The organism is Pantoea sp., from assembly GCF_039594315.1.
Lineage (GTDB): Bacteria > Pseudomonadota > Gammaproteobacteria > Enterobacterales > Enterobacteriaceae > Pantoea.
This window is the reverse complement of record NZ_JBCNNP010000008.1, coordinates 42,691-61,195: the sequence shown is the minus strand read 5'-3', so window position 1 is coordinate 61,195 and position 18,505 is coordinate 42,691. Positions and strand designations below refer to the sequence as shown.

Genomic DNA, 18,505 nt, shown 5'->3' with positions numbered 1-18,505 from the left:
TGGCGAACCAACAACGCCATATTGCTGATAAGGAAATGTGATGACAGATCAACTCGCCAGCCAATTAACCCAACGTTTTTACCGTTATTTAGCCGTCTCCAGCCAAAGTGACGCCAAATCCACCACGCTGCCCAGTACGCCTTCGCAACATGCGATGGCCGAGCTGCTGGCGAAGGAGTTAACCGATCTTGGCTTGCAGGATATCGTTATCGATCAACACGCCACGGTAACCGCGGTGAGGCCCGGCAATCGCCCTGATGCGCCGCGTGTTGGCTTCATCACGCACATCGATACCGTTGACGTCGGCCTGTCGCCTGATATCCATCCACAAACCTTGAAGTTCACTGGCGAAGATCTGTGCCTGAACAGCGCGAAAGATATCTGGCTGCGCGTGGCGGAACATCCGGAAATTAAGCCCTATCTTGGACAAGAGATTATTTTCAGTGACGGCACCAGCGTGCTTGGCGCGGACAATAAAGCCGCGGTCACCGTGGTGATGACGCTGCTGGAAAATCTGCACGGCGATCACGGCGACATCGTAGTGGCATTTGTTCCCGACGAAGAGATTGGCTTGCGCGGCGCGAAAGCGTTGGATCTGGAGCAACGCTTTAATGTCGATTTCGCCTGGACCATCGACTGCTGCGAGCTGGGCGAAGTGGTGTATGAGAATTTCAATGCCGCCGCCGCTGAACTGATCTTTACCGGCGTGCCAGCGCATCCCATGTCTGGCAAAGGCGTGTTGGTGAACCCATTGCTGATGGCGCATGACTTCATCTCGCGCTTTGATCGTCTGGAAACGCCGGAACATACTGAAGGTCGCGAAGGGTATATTTGGTTCAACGATATGCAAGCGAATGCCAGCCGAGCGGTGTTAAAAGCCTCAATTCGTGATTTCGATTTGCAGAGTTTTGATGAGCGTAAACAGCAATTGGTGGAAGCCGCCGATGAGATTGCGGCACGTTATCCAACTGGACATGTGGCGCTGACCATCAACGATACTTACAGCAATATCAGCAATGCGATTGGGGAAGATCGTCGGGCGATTGATCTGATTTTTGCCGCGCTGGAACAAGTCGGCGTAGAACCGAAAGTGATTCCGATGCGTGGCGGCACCGATGGCGCGGCGCTGTCGGCGAAAGGATTGTTGACACCAAACTTCTTTACCGGCGCGCACAACTTCCATTCGCGCTTTGAGTTCTTACCGGTGCCTTCATTTGTGAAGTCGTATCAGGTGGCCGAAGCGTTGTGTTATTTGGCGGCAAAGTGAGATAAAAAAGGCCGTCATGAATGACGACCTGACAGAATCCAACCTTGGGTCGCCATTGATGGCGACCTTTTGGTTTTATTTATTCGCGGTTACGTCAATGCCTGGGAAGAACTTGGCGGCCAGCTTGGTCACCGTGCCATCGTTCTGCACTTTGGTGATTGCCGCGTCCAACTCGCCCTTCAGCTTGTCATCACCTTTCCGCAGACCAAAGCCGATGCCGGTACCCAGAATGGTATCGTCTTCAACGGGTTTGCCGACAAAGGCGAAACCTTTACCTTGTGGCTTCTCAAGGAAACCGGATTGGCCTGCCGCTGACATTACTAACGTGCCGTCCAGACGACCGGCGACCATGTCGTTATAAACCTGGTTTTGATCCTGGTAAGAGGTCACGGTTACGCCCTGCGCTTCCCAATGCTTCTTAGCGTAGGTTTCCTGAATCGAACCCTGCAACACACCGATGTTTTTGCCTTTCAGCGATTCAGCGGTTGGCAGCAGCTTCTCACCTTCTTTGACGATCAGCATGGTCGGGATACGGTAAATCGGTTTGGTGAAGTCGATGCTTTTAGCACGCGCTTCGGTGATGTTCATCGCCGAGTTGATGGCATCAAATTTTTTCGCCTGCAGTGCCGGAATCAGCGCATCAAAGCTGCTTTCCACCCACTTACAATCAAACTTGCCCACCTGGCAAATTGCTTTACCCAGTTCGATATCAAAACCTTCCAGTTCGCCCTGCGCGTTGCGGCTTTCAAACGGCGGATACTGCGATTCCAGACCATAACGTAAGGTTTCCTGCGCCAGCGCGTGCGCCGAGGTCAGCATGCCGAGAGCCACAAACAGTGCGTTCAACTTTTTCATTATATTTACCCCTAAGTTACCCTTTGACCCGGCAGAGCGCTTCTGCACCGGCCTGAAGTGTTGCGTCGTCTTTTGCGAATGACAGGCGAATCAATTTATTGTCAGTGCCGTCCATATAAAACGCCGACAACGGAATGGTAGCCACACCGTGATCGACGATGAGACGTTTTACCATTTCGCTATCACTTTCGTCACTGAAATGTCCGTAGCTGGCCAACATAAAGAAGGAACCGGCACTCGGCAGCAGCTTAAACGGCGAATCTTGCATCAACGTCAGCAGCCGATCGCGCTTTTCCTGATAAAACGGCGACAGTTGCATATAGTTTTGCGGGTTTTGCAGGTAATGGGCGAATCCAACCTGCATTGGCGTGTCGGCGGCGTACATCATGAATTGATGCACTTTGACGATCTCTTCCATCAATGCGGCCGGCGCCAGCGCATAACCCACGCGCCAGCCGGTAACATGAAAGGTTTTACCGAACGAGGAAACCACCACGCTGCGTTGCGCCAGTTCCGGATGCGTCGCCATGCCGCAATGTTTGCGACCATCAAACAGAATGTGTTCGTACACTTCATCCGACAGCACCACGATATCGGTATTGCGCGTCAGCGCGGCTAACTGCTCGAGATCGGCAGCTGAAAGCACTTGGGCACTGGGGTTATGCGGCGTGTTGATGATGATCATGCGGGTGCGCGGCGTAATGGTCGCGCGCAGTTCATCCCAATCGATGGCAAAATCCGGCACCTGTAATTTCAAACCGATTGGCGTCGCGCCCTGCAAGCGCACCACCGGCGCGTAGCTGTCAAAAGCCGGTTCGAAGAAAATCACTTCATCACCCGGATGCACCAGCGCGGAAATGGTCATGTAAATGCCCTGGCTGGCGCTGCCGGTAATCAGCACTTCGCTGCCCGCGTCATATTGTTGGCCATACAAGCTATGAACTTTTTCCGCCAGTGCCTCGCGCAGGGCCGGTAAACCGGTCATCGAGGCGTATTGGTTATGACCTTCGCGCATCGCTTTGCTGACCAGCTCCACCAGATGCGGATCGCACGGGAAGTTGGGCGCGCCCTGCGACAAGTTGATGGCTTTATGTTGCGCCGACAGTTGGCCGATGACGCTAAAGATCGTCGTGCCGACATCGGGCTGTTTTGAAGAGATGTTAACACTGCTGTTCAAGGTCATCGTTGCCTCGTGCGGTTGCATAACCACGTAATGAAAGTAGATTTCTATTCAACGGTGTGTTGCTTGAGTCGACAAGCGAATTGTTGTCATAATAGCCATGATAAAAAATCATAGCTTGAGGTTGTTATGTCCCGCTCTGCTCTACCGCTGAATGCCATCCACGCGTTTCTGGTCACTGCGCGTCATCTCAATCTCACGCGCGCCGCCAGCGAGTTGTGCATCACGCAAGGCGCGGTGAGCCGTAAAATTGCCACGCTGGAAAGCTGGCTGGGATTCGCGCTGTTTGTCCGCCATGCGCGCGGTCTGCATCTCACGGAACAAGGCGCCGCGCTGTTGCCGGAGTTACAACAAGGTTTTAATTTGCTGGTCAACGCCACCGAGAAAGCCAGTCGCAGTAACGCTTCGATTCGTTTGAAAGCGCCAACCTGCGCGATGCGCTGGCTAGTGCCACGTTTGGTCGCATTGGAACAACAGCGGCCAGAGATTCACGTGGCGCTGACCACCACGCTGGATCATGGCTCGCAGCTGGAGAATTTCGATGCGGCGATTGTTTTTGGTGCGTCACCTGCGGGTTCGATCTGCTTGTTCGAGGAGCGCTTAACGCCAGTGATGGCCAGCAGCGTCGCGCCGCCAACCGATATACAAGAACTGGCAAAATTCACCTTCCTGCATCCGACACCAGACACACGTGATTGGCAGTTATGGTTAGCGCAGCAAGCCGCTACGCTGCCGATGGCGCGCAATCAACATTTTGCCACCATGGATTTGGCTATTAGCGCGGCAATTCAGGGATTTGGCGTGACGGTGGCGGATGTCACCCTGGTGCAAAATGATTTGGCAAACGGTCGTTTGATTGCGCCGTTTAGCGCGGATGTGGCAACCGGCGCAACGTACAGCCTGTTACGCCGCGATGAGAAGGATGCGCCACCGTTCCTGCCGGAACTGGTGGCGTGGTTATCACAAGCTTAGAAAGAAACCCAATCGTCAGCGCTGGCGGCTTTCGGCTGACTCCCGGCGGCAACACTCGACAGTTGCGGACGGCGCAACACCGCAGTTGGCGCAGCGACTTTGCTCACTGGCGCACTATCCGATAAGCGGAATTTAGCCACCGACGCTTGCAGCTCTTGCGTTTGACGCTCCAGCGCGCTGGCTGCCGCAGACACTTCCTCAACCAGCGAGGCGTTTTGCTGCGTTACGCTGTCCATTTCAGTGACCGCAGTGCCAACCTGCGAAATGCCTTTGCTCTGTTCTTCCGAAGCGGCTGCGATGTGCTTCATAATTTCATTCACATCCTGCACCGACTTCAGAATATCGTGCATAGTGCTGCCAGCGCTGCTGACCAGTTCCGAGCCTTTTTCCACACGCTGCACCGAATCTTCGATCAAGCCCGCGATCTCTTTCGCCGCACCGGCGCTGCGCTGTGCCAGATTGCGTACTTCGCTGGCGACGACAGCAAATCCGCGACCCTGTTCACCGGCGCGCGCGGCTTCTACCGCGGCATTCAGCGCCAAAATATTGGTCTGGAAGGCGATGCTGTTGATCACGCTGGTGATCTCGGCGATCTTTTTCGAGCTGCCGGAGATCCCTTGCATGGTGGTTACCACTTCACCGACTAAACGTCCGCCTTGCTGCGCGGTACCGGTCGCCGTTTCGGCTAGCGTACTAGCCTGACGCGCGTTATCCGCATTGAACTTCACCGTGGCAGTTAGCTGCTCCATGCTGGCGGCAGTTTGCTCTAGCGCGGCGGCCTGCTCTTCGGTGCGCGATGAGAGATCGTTATTGCCAGAGGAAATTTCCGCTGCGCCGCGATAGATGTTTTCGGTGCCACTGCGAATCGCGCTGACCGCTTCACGCAGGCTGTCCTGCATGGCGCGTAACAGTGGCACCAATTTACCGACGCAGTTGCGACCAAACTCTTCCACCGGCTGGCTGAGATCACCCTGCGCAATAATTGAAAAATGGTTGCGAATGCGTTCCAGCGGCTTCACCAACATCGCCACCAGATAACGATCGGTAAACAGCAGAATGAACAAACCTGCTATCACCGCCGCGATAATGATGATCTTGGTGATGCGGGTGAGCTTATCGACGGTGACGCGGGTTTCATCAAGCTTGTCACCGGCGGCTTTATTAAAGGCTTCCGCACTGGCACCAAAGGCACGACTGAGTGCTGGCGTCACGTTATTGGCTTGCGCGCGAAACGCCTCAACCGTGCCTTGCTGCGCCAACGCCACTTGCGGCGCGATGCCTTCATCCAGCAGTTTTTGCCAGTTGCTAATCACGCTGTTGGCGGTGACCTCGTCCATTGGACCTGGCGCCATCGCTTTGAACTGTTCTAGCTGCTGTTTCATGCTGTCCAGTGCTTGCTGCGCCGGAGTAAAAGCATCGGCGCTCACCGCAGCACCGGCCGCACGCCCTTCCATTGCCCGTGACAGACGCGTTACCACACGAAAATATTGATCGTTCCCTTTGCTTAATACGGTCATCTGATTGACCAATTGACGGTCAATCTCGTTGCCCTCGCCGAGGGCGTTCAGTGAATGGACGCTAAACAAGCCAACGGCACACCACAGCAGGCAAAACAGCCCAAGAATGGTGAGCATAACGGCGCGGATGGTGAAATTTTTTAAGATACCCATACATAATCCCTTGGTGGAAACGCTAAGGAGGCCCGATAAAATCGGGCATATTGCGTTTATCGGCATCGCAAAGGGAAAATGTAACGCTTTAGTAAGCTAAAAAATTGCTCGCTGCGAGTAATGTCACAAAAATGCTATGAAAGGAAATCAGTAAGATAGGCGCAAATTTGGCTTAAAAAATCATTTGCGCAGTTACACCATTAGCAGGCTCATTAAAGTTTGACGTGGCTGCGCATCATTAGCCGGAACAAGCGTAACCGACCACGCATGAAACGCGCCTTGACGACCGCATGCGGCTTGCCTTGATCGCCCAGCGCCAAAGTCACATCCTCGCCGGGCCGCCAGACTGGCCAATCAACCTCGCCAGGTAAATGGGCGCTGAATTCGCTGGCTTCCCGCGCGAACGTCACCCAATACGCGCTGACTTGCGCGGCAAACGCCTGATCTTTATCGCTGTAGATGCGACCGGAAGGCATCAATACATCGAGGGTATTGAACACGTAAGGAATTTCGTTGCCGTGCCAGGTGCCGTGCGGATAGAGATCGCGCGCATTTTCCGAGACGTAATCAAACCAGTAGCGCCAGGTCGACATGCCGATATTGTGCTGCGCTTGCGCAATCATTAGCGGTAACACGGTAAAGGCCATATCGCGAGCCACCGCGCGCCCCAACAAGGCGTCATCGTGCAGATCGTAAAGCCATTTCATTAAGCGATAACTGAAGCGATTTTTGCTGCGCATCTGCTTTAATACCGCGGTGGCATCCACGCCAAAGAAATCCAGCACGCTGGCTTCGTCGCTGTTACTACCGATCAACAAGGGAACGCGATGCTGTTTACCGCTGAGAAAGGTATTTAACATCGGTTTGGGCAACACGGCATCGCCGCTGATTGGCACCGGCCCGAGAAACAACGAACGTTCCAATGACCAAAACTGATCGGCAGGCAGTTCACGCAGTTGCTCGGCGCTGGCCTCTGGCGGCAGATCAAAATGCGCCGCAACCTGCAAACCAATTTGCTGCGCCTTTTTCTGTGGCACATCCGGCAAGCTATAGGCACTTTGCACGATGCCTTTGTGGAACAGCCCTTCAGCCAGCGGGGAACAGCATAGCGATAACACGCTACGCGCGCCGGAAGATTCGCCAAACAAGGTGACGTTATGACGATCGCCGCCAAACGCTGGAATGTTGCGTTGTATCCACTGCAACGCGGCAATTTGATCGAGCAGCGCAAAGTTATTGATCACGCCGCCAGCAGGATATTGCGCATCCAGTGTGGGATGAGCGAAGAAACCGAAATGCCCCAAACGATAATTGATGCTGACCACCACCACACCTTGTGCCGCCAGCGCTTTGCCGCGATAAGGATCGAGATGGCTGGCGCCGATGGTAAAACCGCCGCCATGAATCCACACCATTACTGGTAGAGGGCGCGAAGGTTCAACATCGGGGGTCCAGATATTGAGATAGAGACAATCTTCGCTGAAATTGCCAGGATCGCCACCGCCCGCAGCCACGCAATACTCGCGGTTCTGCCAGCTCGCGGCGCCCCATTCGGTGGCGTCGCGCACCGTTTGCCACGGTTCTACCGGTTGCGGCGGTCGCCAGCGCAGCGCGCCAACGGGCGCGGCGGCGAAAGGTATTCCCTTGAAGACAAAAAGATCTTCATCCATCAGGCCTCTGAGTTCACCCTCTGCGGTCATGATCCTCAGACGTCGTTCGTTTTTCATCTCGGGTTCCCTGATAATGCATCGTTCCATTATTTGCAGGCCTTGCGTGAATGTCCATGTTCCGAAAGCATTTGCAGATTAAGCCGAAAGGTGACGCGTTTCTTTGAACAACTCAATCAAATATTTTGGTTAACCCTATTAATGCCATTTGTTTTAAGGTTACAAGTTAACCTGGCGCGACGGAGAAACGCGATGTTTGGTGGAATAAACCAGATGTTCAACCGCATGTGTGATCATCCTGACTTCGGCAAACTGCTGTTACGTCTCACTTTTGGCGGATTACTGCTGTTTCACGGTGAGTTCAAAGTCATTCATGGCGTCGGCTGGATTGCACAAATGCTGACCGTCAAAGGCATGCCAGGTTTCATCGCTTACGGTGCTTACATCGGGGAAATAGTGGCACCCATAATGGTGATTATCGGATTAATGACCCGCCCTGCGGCGTTTATTATTGCGGTTAACATGGTTGTCGCGACATTGCTGGTAAAAATGGGCGCTGTTTGGCATCGCACTGATGTCGGTGCCTGGTCACTGGAAACAGAGGCACTTTACCTGCTTGGCGCGCTCGTCATTATGTTTTTAGGTGCCGGAAAGTACACGCTGGTGCGTGATTCGCGCTTGCAATAATAACAAGTAAAACGGGCGGCCAACCGGCCGCCCTTACGCTTGCACTCCACAACGCTGCAAACTGCGCTGCTGCATCTGCTGATACAACGCCATTTCATCCTGCACTTTTGCCCCTAACGCCTGCTCAAAATCACTGCGGCTGGCATTACCGGCACTGCGCGCTTGCGCCACATCGCCTAAATTCGACTGGAAAATCCCCGCCGCGCTGACCGGCAAGAAATCCTCATAGACAATCGGTTCAGCGGCTAAACGCCCTTCTGCCAGCAACTGCGCCACGGTTTCACCGGCGCGTGGCGGCGAATGAATGCCCTGCTCGGTTAAACGATAGCGGAACCACGCCAGCTGCTGCTCGCGCAATGTATCTTCATCATCGGGGAAGTCACGGAACATCGCGCTGAGATGCTGCTGATGATGTTGGTTATCGCTGCCGGTGCCGGCTTCCGCCAACAGACGATCGTAGAGTTGTCGGCCTTTCGGCGTCAGTGCCGCGCCGCGCTGTTCGATCTCACCAAAGCGCGCAGTATGCGTTCCAGGCGTGTCATCGTTGAAATGCACCGCTTCTTCTAGCGCTTTGAAACTGGTTTGACGTAACAGAATCGGCACCTGACGCTGCGGCGGACCTTCAATCAAGGTTTTGGGATCGATACCACGCGATGGCATTAGCGCCTGCACGCGATCAATATCCAGCGTGCGCGGCGTTAAATGGTTGATGTGACAGCCACGGAAACACACCACATCAGCAATCAGTCGATGTTGCTGACTCAACACGCGATAAGTGGCGCTGTCGACCGTGGTATGCGCATGCCAGCGGAACGTTTCCAGCGCTTCCTGGACAAAACGCGCGGCATCTGCGGCGTTCAATCCGCCTTGCTGCTGATGTTGAGCAATCAACGTGCGGCAGCCCGGCGTGAAGATATCGCGCGCCGCAAGGATAGCAGCGGCCTTAGCGCGCAATGCTTCATCCTCGATCAATTCGAGGCGCAGTAAGGAAGTGAACACGCGGAAAGGATTGTGGCGCAGCGCGCGGTCGCTGATTGGGCGAAACGCGGTGGAATGCACCGGCACGCCAGCCTGTGACAAATCGTAATAGCCTACTGCTTCCATGCCCATCACCGCGAACATCTGGCGCAAGGTGCTGAGTTCTTCTGCGGTTCCCACGCGAATGGCGCCGTGACGCTCAACGCTAAGGCGACTCAGTTCATCGGCGGCGGAAAGACGATTTTTTAACGCCGGATTGGCTTCCAACGTGCGATCATTAACGGCGGTGACCAACTGCGTCAGCGTGCCGTATTGCGGCACTTCTTGCTGATACATTGCTGACATGGCTTGAGAAAACAGCGTGCGAATGGCATCGCTGCTGAGGAAGTTTGGCATCATCATCACCTTGAGCTAAAGGGTTGTTGCTAATGTAGATCAACCCTTTAACCTTAGGTGAGAATTTCATGGAACTGTGATCGTCTTGTCACTCAGCGCGGTTTGTCTGGTCACCAAAGCGGCATTTTAGTACCAGCATCAGGGTGGTGAGCACGGCCGGAATCGCTAACAACAAGAAAATTTGGCTGAAGGACCAACCGAGCGTTAATAGCTCAGCGCCAACAAATGCGCTGAGAATCGCCCCGACGCGACCCACACCGTGCATCCAGCTCGATCCTGTCGCTCGCGCATGGGTGGGATAGTAGCTGGCGGAAAGTGCATTCATGCCGGTATTGGCACCGTTAAAGCAAAAACCGCTGAAGAAGGCGATGGCACTCATTAAACCGACCTGCGCCGGTGAAAAGCCCAACGCCACAATGGCAATACCGCCACAAAAATAGATCACCGCCAGCGCCAAATTGGCATTGATGCGGTCCATCAACCATCCGGCAAACAGTGAACCGATGGTGCCGCCCGCCTGATACATGGCGGTGACAATCGCCGCTTCCGTCACTGACATGCCCAAAGTGCTGATCAACGATGGCATCCAGCTGCCAATCAAATAGACCAGGAACAGCCCCATAAAGTAGCCGCCCCACAACATCAAACTGCCGAACAAGTAGCGACGCGACACCACCGTGGCCACCGAGCCTTTGCGTGCCGTGGGCAACTCAGTGCTTTGATAGTGGCTGTCGGGCTGAACTGCGCCAGGCAGCATACGTTCGAGGATGGCGTGGATACGGGCGGCTGGCGCCCGACGGCTAATCAGAAATCGGACCGATTCCGGTAAACCACGCACCAGAAATGGCAGCACGATCAGTGGCAATACGCCGCCCATCAGCATCACTGAATGCCAGTCATAGCGCGGCAGCAGCCAGGATGCGGCAAATCCGCCGGATGCGGCACCAAAGGTGAATCCGCAAAACACCACGGTGATAATGAATGAGCGGCGACGCTCGGGTGCATATTCCGCCACCAACGTACCGACATTGGGCATCGCTGCGCCGAGCCCCAAACCGGTGAGGAAACGGAACAGCATCATCTGCTCAATGTTTTGCGCCATCGCCGTCGCTAAGGTCCAAAGGCCAAAGAACAGCACGCTGGTGAGGATCATCACGCGGCGGCCGTAACGATCGGCCAGCGGTCCGGCAACCATCGCGCCTAACGCTAAGCCAATCAACGCCGCGCTGATCACCATGCCAAGTTGATGATTGGTGACGCCCCAACTGGCTTTGAGCGTTGGCGCGATAAAGCCCATTAGCGCGATGTCCATGCCGTCCAGCGCGACCACCACGAAGCACAGCGCAATTAAGCGCTTTTGCCAGCCACTTAGCGCGCTCTTATTGATGAGCTGGCGAACATCTACTGCTTCAACGCTGGTCACGTAAAGACTCCTGCACTTTTATCCGTTTAGGGCATCAGTTTTAGTAAAAAAAACGGCGCTTATCATAGCCCATCGTTAACAATAACTGGCAGAATTTTTGAGTGTAATTGAGAATTATTCAACTTTTTCGCCGTTAAGCGTTTGATTATGCGACGCATGGCGGGAGCGAAGAATGTGACATATTTTTTAAGATCAGAAAATACAACAGGTTAATCTTGCCCCGCGCATTGCAGCGATTTTGTTAATATAATTTTGCAGGCAAGTTAACATAATTTCAGTTTCCCCATTGCCGCCCTGTGACAGAACTCTTTATGTTGAGCGTATGGACAAAAATATCCTTTTCAATCAGCGCATTCGCTTGCGCCATTTACACACCTTTGTTGCGGTTGCGCAGCAAGGCACGCTGGGCCGCGCGGCAGAAACCCTGAATCTGAGCCAACCCGCCCTGTCAAAAACGCTCAACGAACTGGAAGAATTAGCCGGCGCACGACTGTTTGAACGCGGCCGCTTGGGTGCGCAACTCACGACGCTGGGTGAGCAGTTTCTGATTCATGCAGTAAAAGTGCTGGATGCACTCAATCATGCAGGACAGAGTTTCAATTCACCGCAGCCGGGACGTCCGGTGGTGATTCGCCTCGGTGCACTCACCACCGCCGCGATGGGCATGTTGCCACAAATTCTTGATCGTTTTCATGAGCAGCAACCGAATACCACGGTTCAGGTCGCCACCTTACACAACAACGTGTTGTTAGCAGGCTTGCGCGCCGGCGAGTTTGATGTCGGGATTGGTCGCATGGCTGACAGTGAAATGATGGCCGGATTGACCTATGAATTGCTGTTCCTCGAATCATTAAAATTGGTGGTGCGCCCCGATCATCCATTATTAAGTGACAACGTCATGCTTTCACGCGCAATGCAGTGGCCGGTGGTGATTTCACCGGAAGGCACTGCCCCGCGCCGTATTGCTCAACATATGCTGAATGAGCAAGGTTGTACTTTGCCAGCCAACTGCGTGGAAACATCGTCGACTTCGCTGGCGCGTCAGTTAGCGCTGCGTTATGACTACGTTTGGTTTGTCCCTTCTGGCGCAATTAAGGAAGATTTAAATCACGATGCGTTATGCGCCTTGCCGATCGCCTCGCCAGGACCGGGCGAACCCGTTGGCATTATCACCCGCAGCGGCAGTCCACTGAGCCTTAGCGCCGAAGTATTGATCGCCACCATCCGTAAATTTCACAGTTAACGACTGCGTTTAGCGTGACGCTCGCGATTATCCAGGCGGGCTTTATCCGTTTTGCGTAATCCCACATACAATGCGCCCGCTCCACCATGTTGCGGCTGTGCGCTGCAATAGGTTTGTACGTCGTCAAATTCCTTTAACCAACGCGCGACGTAACTGCGCACGATGTTGGCATGCGACTCATCATCGCGGCCTTTACCGTGAATAATCAGTAAATTTCGCAGACCTTGCTTACGCGCTTGCAGCATAAAACTGAACAAAGATTGGCGGCAGGTTTCCACCGGTTGGCGTAGCAAATTGAGGCTGGCATCCAGCGGATATTTGCCGTGGCGCAGCTTATCCAGCACGCCCTGCTGAATCCCTTCCACTTTATATTCCAGCGGCGTATTCAGTGGAATGATGTCGAGATAACCACGCGTGAGGAAATTTTCCTGCTCCTCGCTTTCTTGCTCTATGCGTGGCGCTTTAGGTGAAGGAGCGCGCAACCATTGGGTGTTGGCGCAATTTTTTAACGGTGTCACATCACCCATGGCGTCGCGGAAAAGGTCTTCATCATCAAGGTTCATGGTGTTTCCTCTCGCCTGGTGTTTTGCAATGCGCCCATTTCGACGCTAAAGCAAAAGAGTAGCAAAGGATTTTGTGCAAAACATCTGTCACTTTTTGCGCTGCAACAAGCTCACTTTAGCTGTAAAGCTGGCAACAAAACGTTCCAGATCAATAATTGCCGTTCCTGGAGTTCAAGACAAAGCCCGAAATACCTGACATTAGTGGGGATTAAGGACTTTTACTGCTCGGATGAGTTCCCTTCGCCGGGAAAAATGTTAAAATTGACCGCAGTCAATCATCATCGAGCGAAACTATATGATCCCGGAAAAACGCAGCATACGACGTATTCAGTCTGGCGGTTGTGCCATCCATTGCCAGGATTGCAGCATCAGCCAATTGTGTATTCCTTTCACGCTGAACGAGCACGAACTGGATCAGCTGGATAATATTATCGAACGCAAAAAGCCAATCCAGAAAGGTCAAACGCTGTTCAAAGCCGGTGATGAACTGAAATCCCTCTACGCTATCCGCTCCGGCACCATCAAAAGCTACACCATCACTGAACAAGGCGACGAGCAAATTACTGGCTTCCATTTGGCCGGTGATTTGGTAGGTTTTGACGCCATTGTTGGCGCTAAGCATCCGAGTTTTGCGCAAGCGTTAGAAACCGCCATGGTATGCGAAATTCCTTTCGAAACTCTCGACGATCTTTCCGGCAAAATGCCTGCGCTGCGTCAGCAGATGATGCGTTTGATGAGCGGAGAGATTAAAGGCGATCAGGATATGATCCTGTTGCTGTCGAAGAAGAATGCTGAAGAGCGTCTGGCGGCGTTTGTCTGGAACCTGTCGCGCCGTTTCGGCCAGCGTGGTTTCTCACAGCGCGAATTCCGTCTGACCATGACGCGTGGCGACATTGGTAACTATCTGGGACTAACCGTAGAAACTATCAGTCGCCTGCTTGGTCGCTTCCAGAAAAGTGGCATGCTGGCGGTGAAAGGCAAATATATCACCATTGAGAACCACGCGCTGCTGGCAGAATTAGCCGGTCAGACTGAACAAGCCGCGTGATTCCGGGCCGGGTCAGTAAAAGTTATTTTATTGATCCGGCAACAACTTTTCCGCTTCTGCCCCACGCAAACTTAGGCTATCTTTAATCCAACTTGCTTTGGTTTTAGGAGATCGGCTTATGTCCCGCTACCAAAATATTCTGGTCGCTATTGATGCTCAACAAGATGACCAGCCCGCGTTACGTCGTGCGGTTTATCTCAACCAACGTATCGGCGGAAAAATCAAAGCTTTCCTGCCTATCTACGATTTCTCTTACGAAATGACCACTTTGCTGTCGCCAGATGAGCGTTCCAACATGCGTAAAGGCGTGATTAGCCAGCGTACTGAATGGATTCGCCAACAGGCCCATGCATATCTGGAGGCTGGCGTTGAAATTGAGATCAAGGTGGTTTGGCATAATCGCCCTTACGAAGCCATCATCCAGGAAATTCAAACGCATCAGCATGATTTAGTGCTAAAAATGGCGCACCAACACGATCGTTTGGAAGCGGTTATTTTTACCCCAACCGATTGGCATCTGCTGCGTAAATGCCCTTGCCCGGTATGGATGGTGAAAGATCAAGCATGGCCGGAAGGTGGCAAAGCGGTGGTTGCAGTGAATCTAGCAAGTGAAGAGCCGCACCATGATGAACTGAATCAGAAACTGATTCGTGAAACCACGCTGCTTGCCGAAATGGTTAATCATACCGAAGTGCATTTAGTCGGCGCGTATCCGATCACACCCATCAATATCGCCATCGAATTACCGGACTTTGATCCCAGTGTCTATAACGACGCCATTCGTGGCCAGCATTTGGTGGCGATGAAAGCGCTGCGTCAGAAATTCTCAATCAGTGAAGAGTTCACCCATGTGGCGAAAGGATTGCCAGAAGAAGTGATTCCCGACATTGCCTCACATCTGGATGCTGGGATTGTGGTGCTGGGCACCATCGGACGCACCGGATTGTCCGCCGCTTTCCTCGGTAATACCGCTGAGCAGGTTATTGATCATCTACGTTGCGATTTACTGGCGATTAAGCCGGATGATTTCAAATCGCCGATTGATTATGACGACGAAGAAGATGAAGACGATTAATTAAAAAAGGCGGCCCATCATGGCCGCCTTGGTTTTTTAAGGGCAGTGAATAACTTCACCGCCCTGCTTCTTTTATTACAGCGCGCGCAGAATACCTTCCACACTCGCCTTCGCATCACCAAACAGCATTTGTGTGTTGTCTTTAAAGAACAGCGGATTTTGCACGCCAGCATAGCCGGTGCTCATCGAGCGTTTAAACACAATCACGTTCTGCGCTTTCCACACTTCCAATACTGGCATGCCAGCGATTGGACTGCGTGGATCTTCCAGCGCCGCTGGGTTAACGGTGTCGTTGGCGCCGATAACCAAAACGGTATCGGTATCGCTGAAGTCATCGTTGATTTCGTCCATCTCCAGCACCACGTCGTACGGCACTTTGGCTTCCGCCAGCAGTACGTTCATGTGGCCCGGCAAACGACCCGCAACCGGGTGAATACCAAAGCGAACTTTGATACCGCGCGCACGTAATTTCTCGGTGATTTCCGCCACCGGATACTGCGCTTGTGCCACCGCCATGCCGTATCCCGGCGTGATCACCACCGACGAAGACGCTTTCAGCATTTCTGCGGTCTCTTCTGCGGTGATTTCACGGTGTTCGCCGACTTCTTCGCTTTCGCCACCGACACTCACGTCGGTACCGAAACCACCGGCAATCACGCTGATGAAGGAGCGGTTCATCGCTTTACACATGATGTACGAAAGAATTGCACCGGAAGAACCCACCAACGCACCGGTCACGATCAGCAAGTCGTTGCTCAGCATGAAACCCGCCGCCGCTGCCGCCCAACCGGAATAGGAGTTCAGCATCGAGACCACTACCGGCATATCCGCACCACCGATCGATGCCACCAGATGCCAGCCAAACACCAAGGCGATGATGGTCATTAACAGCAGTGCGAACACCTGCGCGCCGGTGCTGTCGGTCTGCACAAACCACAACATCAGCAGGAATGAAACCACTAACGCTGCCAGGTTCATCTTATGACGATGTGGCAACATCAGCGCAGAGGAAGAGATTTTCCCACGCAGTTTGCCAAACGCCACCAATGAACCGGTGAAGGTGACCGCACCGATAAAGATGCCGAGGAACACTTCGGTCAGATGGATGTTTTCCATTACCGGAGCGAGGCCCGGCGCGTGATCGATGTAGCTGTTAAAGCCCACCAGCACCGCAGCCAAACCAACAAAGCTATGCAAAATGGCCACCAGCTCCGGCATTTCAGTCATTTCGACTTTCTTCGCCAGACGCAGGCCAATCGCGCCACCAATCACCATCGCGACCAGAATCCAGGCAACGTTGCCGGTATGCGGGCCAAAAATGGTGGCGAGCAGCGCGATTGCCATGCCGCTCATACCAAAAATATTACCTTGCTTAGAAGTCTCGTGTTTCGAGAGACCGGCAAGGCTGCAAATAAACAGAATCGCGGCAACAATATATGCTGCAGTAACTAATCCGCCAGACATGTTGCTACCCCTTAATTCTTACGAAACATTTTCAGCATGCGCTGGGTGACGGTGAAACCACCGAAAATATTGATGCTGGCGATCAGTACGGCAATAAATGACAGGATGGTTACCCAACCGCCGTGACCCATCTGCAACACCGCACCCACCACGATAATGCCGGAAATGGCGTTGGTGACCGCCATCAGTGGCGTATGCAACGCGTGACTGACGTTCCACACCACGTAATAGCCGACCACGCAAGAGAGCGCGAAGACGGTGAAGTGGGAAAGGAAATCAGGCGGCGCGACGTTCGCCAGGCAAGCAAACAGCACCACCGCCAGCGCCAACAGCAGATACTTGCGCCATGGAGAAACCGGTTTGGCTTCAGCTTTCGGCAGCGGTTGTGCCGCCGGTTGGGCTTTCGGTGCAGCGGAAACCTGAATTGGCGGCGCTGGCCAGGTGACTTCGCCGTCACGAATTACGGTCACGCCACGAACTACTACGTCTTCGAAATCAACGGTGATTTCGCCGTTTTTCTCTTTGCATAGCAGTTTCAGCAGATTAACCAGGTTGGTGCCGTAAAGCTGCGACGATTGGGTAGGCAAGCGGCTTGGCAGATCGGTGTAACCAATGATCTTCACGCCATTGCCGGTTAATGTAACCTGATCGGCAACGGTTAATTCGCAGTTACCGCCGGTTTGCGCGGCCAAATCGACAATCACGCTGCCCGGTTTCATGCTGGCAACCATTTCCGCGGTGATCAATTTCGGCGCAGGACGGCCCGGAATCAGTGCGGTGGTAACAATTATGTCGACTTCTTTGGCTTGCGCGGCGAACAGTTCCATCTCCGCCTTAATAAAGGCTTCAGACATCACTTTGGCGTAGCCATCGCCGCTGCCTGCTTCTTCTTCGAAGTCCAGCTCAAGGAACTCGGCGCCCATGCTTTGCACTTGTTCTTTCACTTCTGGACGCGTATCGAATGCACGCACGATGGCACCGAGGCTACCTGCGGCACCAATCGCCGCCAGACCAGCCACGCCCGCACCAATAATCATCACCTTGGCCGGTGGAACCTTTCCCGCCGCCGTGATTTGGCCGGTGAAGAAGCGGCCAAATTCATGGGCTGCTTCAACGATGGCGCGATAACCGGCGATATTCGCCATCGAACTCAGCGCATCCAACGCCTGTGCGCGAGAAATACGCGGCACGGAATCCATCGCCATCACCGTCACGTTACGTGCAGCGAGTTTTTCCAATAGCGCCGGATTCTGCGCAGGCCAGATGAAGCTCACCAGCGTGCTACCGGCGCGCGTCAGTTCGATCTCTTGATCATCTGGCGCATTCACTTTTAATACGATGTCGGATTGCCACACATCGGCGGCATTGGTGATTGTTGCACCGGCGGCGATAAAGCTTTCATCGTCAAAACTGGCGCGCAGCCCTGCGCTCTGTTCAACGATTACGCTGAATCCCAGCTTGATCAGTTGCTCAACGGTCTTCGGCGTGGCGGCCACGCGCGACTCATTGGCTAACCGTTCTTTGGGTATCCCAATTAACATACTGTTTCCTTTCAACAATTAAAGGATGAGGTTCTGTGAATGGCAAAAGCTCAAAAGCCGAAACAGTGTTTCAGCTTTTTATGAGCAAAATGCGCAATGTAACAAAGTCTTTATAACCTACTGAAAATATGAATGGTGATCCACAGCGATAACGCGTACTTATGACATTCACACAAATATTCAGACGCAAAGATTGAATGCCGCCGTTTGCCACTGCATTTGGCACATATTGAAATATATTCTGCTGCGCAAAATCGTGTCATGTCGAATTAAGTGTTTTTAAAAACCTTTATTTAACAATGCATTAACTGTTATGGCACTAAGTGTTACCAGAATTAGTGGTTAGTTGTGCAAAAAAAAGCCATAGCAGAAGCGAATGACAGGCCGATGAATATCAGGACGAGATTGTCAATCTCATACGCTTAAATTGGCTGAGACAGGCCGATTATTACATGCAATAATCAGCGGCTAATCTG

General features: G+C 53.2%; 15 protein-coding genes. 6 read left to right on the top strand and 9 right to left on the bottom strand.

Annotation, left to right across the window (positions count from 1 at the left end; genetic code table 11):
* Positions 1-40 precede the first annotated feature (40 nt).
* Positions 41-1,267, top strand: coding sequence for a peptidase T (pepT, locus tag ABDW13_RS07920; protein ID WP_343551957.1), 1,227 nt, complete (start codon positions 41-43; stop codon positions 1,265-1,267).
* Between the two features lie 75 nt (positions 1,268-1,342).
* Here the strand turns inward: pepT and ABDW13_RS07915 are convergent, their stop codons facing one another.
* Both ABDW13_RS07915 and ABDW13_RS07910 read right to left on the bottom strand, forming a co-directional pair.
* The gene (locus tag ABDW13_RS07915) at positions 1,343-2,122 is read right to left on the bottom strand and encodes a transporter substrate-binding domain-containing protein (protein WP_343551956.1); all 780 of its coding nucleotides are present in this window, start codon (positions 2,120-2,122) and stop codon (positions 1,343-1,345) included.
* Positions 2,123-2,138: 16 nt separating this feature from the next.
* Complete coding sequence (locus ABDW13_RS07910; protein ID WP_343551955.1) at positions 2,139-3,305, bottom strand: methionine aminotransferase; 1,167 nt, start codon at positions 3,303-3,305, stop codon at positions 2,139-2,141.
* Between the two features lie 126 nt (positions 3,306-3,431).
* On the opposite strand from ABDW13_RS07910, the gene ABDW13_RS07905 reads away from it, so the two are divergent.
* Positions 3,432-4,274, top strand: a complete 843-nt coding sequence (locus ABDW13_RS07905; protein WP_343551954.1) for a LysR substrate-binding domain-containing protein — start codon at positions 3,432-3,434, stop codon at positions 4,272-4,274.
* Here ABDW13_RS07905 and ABDW13_RS07900 read toward each other — a convergent pair.
* Together ABDW13_RS07900 and ABDW13_RS07895 are read right to left on the bottom strand one after the other, a co-directional pair.
* Complete coding sequence (locus tag ABDW13_RS07900) at positions 4,271-5,944, bottom strand: methyl-accepting chemotaxis protein (protein WP_343551953.1); 1,674 nt, start codon at positions 5,942-5,944, stop codon at positions 4,271-4,273. The genes ABDW13_RS07905 and ABDW13_RS07900 overlap by 4 nt on opposite strands.
* Positions 5,945-6,156: 212 nt before the next feature.
* Positions 6,157-7,671 (bottom strand): carboxylesterase/lipase family protein, encoded by a 1,515-nt coding sequence (locus ABDW13_RS07895; protein ID WP_343551952.1) that lies wholly within the window; start codon positions 7,669-7,671, stop codon positions 6,157-6,159.
* A gap of 192 nt (positions 7,672-7,863) precedes the next feature.
* Between ABDW13_RS07895 and ABDW13_RS07890 the strand changes: the two genes are divergently transcribed.
* Positions 7,864-8,298, top strand: coding sequence for a DoxX family protein (locus tag ABDW13_RS07890; RefSeq protein ID WP_343551951.1), 435 nt, complete (start codon positions 7,864-7,866; stop codon positions 8,296-8,298).
* A 33-nt stretch (positions 8,299-8,331) separates the two neighbouring features.
* Here the strand turns inward: ABDW13_RS07890 and ABDW13_RS07885 are convergent, their stop codons facing one another.
* Positions 8,332-9,672 carry a VOC family protein gene (locus ABDW13_RS07885; protein WP_343551950.1) on the bottom strand — a complete coding sequence of 447 codons (1,341 nt, stop codon included), beginning with the start codon at positions 9,670-9,672 and terminating at the stop codon, positions 8,332-8,334.
* A gap of 88 nt (positions 9,673-9,760) precedes the next feature.
* The gene (locus tag ABDW13_RS07880; RefSeq protein ID WP_343551949.1) at positions 9,761-11,095 is read right to left on the bottom strand and encodes an aromatic acid/H+ symport family MFS transporter; all 1,335 of its coding nucleotides are present in this window, start codon (positions 11,093-11,095) and stop codon (positions 9,761-9,763) included.
* A gap of 322 nt (positions 11,096-11,417) precedes the next feature.
* On the opposite strand from ABDW13_RS07880, the gene ABDW13_RS07875 reads away from it, so the two are divergent.
* A complete protein-coding gene (locus tag ABDW13_RS07875) occupies positions 11,418-12,338 on the top strand; it encodes a LysR substrate-binding domain-containing protein (protein WP_343551948.1) in 921 nt (306 codons plus the stop codon).
* Here ABDW13_RS07875 and smrA read toward each other — a convergent pair.
* Entirely contained in the window at positions 12,335-12,901 is a 567-nt protein-coding gene (gene smrA, locus ABDW13_RS07870; protein WP_343551947.1) for a DNA endonuclease SmrA, read from the bottom strand. The two genes, ABDW13_RS07875 and smrA, sit on opposite strands and share 4 nt — an antisense overlap.
* Before the next feature lie 295 nt (positions 12,902-13,196).
* On the opposite strand from smrA, the gene ABDW13_RS07865 reads away from it, so the two are divergent.
* Together ABDW13_RS07865 and uspE are read left to right on the top strand one after the other, a co-directional pair.
* A complete protein-coding gene (locus ABDW13_RS07865) occupies positions 13,197-13,949 on the top strand; it encodes an FNR family transcription factor (protein ID WP_097097399.1) in 753 nt (250 codons plus the stop codon).
* Between the two features lie 118 nt (positions 13,950-14,067).
* Positions 14,068-15,024: a universal stress protein UspE gene (gene uspE / locus ABDW13_RS07860; RefSeq protein WP_343551945.1), complete on the top strand. Its 957-nt coding sequence runs from the start codon at positions 14,068-14,070 to the stop codon at positions 15,022-15,024.
* A 75-nt stretch (positions 15,025-15,099) separates the two neighbouring features.
* Here the strand turns inward: uspE and pntB are convergent, their stop codons facing one another.
* On the bottom strand, positions 15,100-16,488 hold the full coding sequence (gene pntB, locus ABDW13_RS07855) for a Re/Si-specific NAD(P)(+) transhydrogenase subunit beta (RefSeq protein ID WP_343551943.1): 1,389 nt from the start codon (positions 16,486-16,488) through the stop codon (positions 15,100-15,102).
* Positions 16,489-16,499: 11 nt separating this feature from the next.
* A complete protein-coding gene (gene pntA / locus ABDW13_RS07850; protein ID WP_343551942.1) occupies positions 16,500-18,029 on the bottom strand; it encodes a Re/Si-specific NAD(P)(+) transhydrogenase subunit alpha in 1,530 nt (509 codons plus the stop codon).
* Positions 18,030-18,505: the final 476 nt, after the last annotated feature.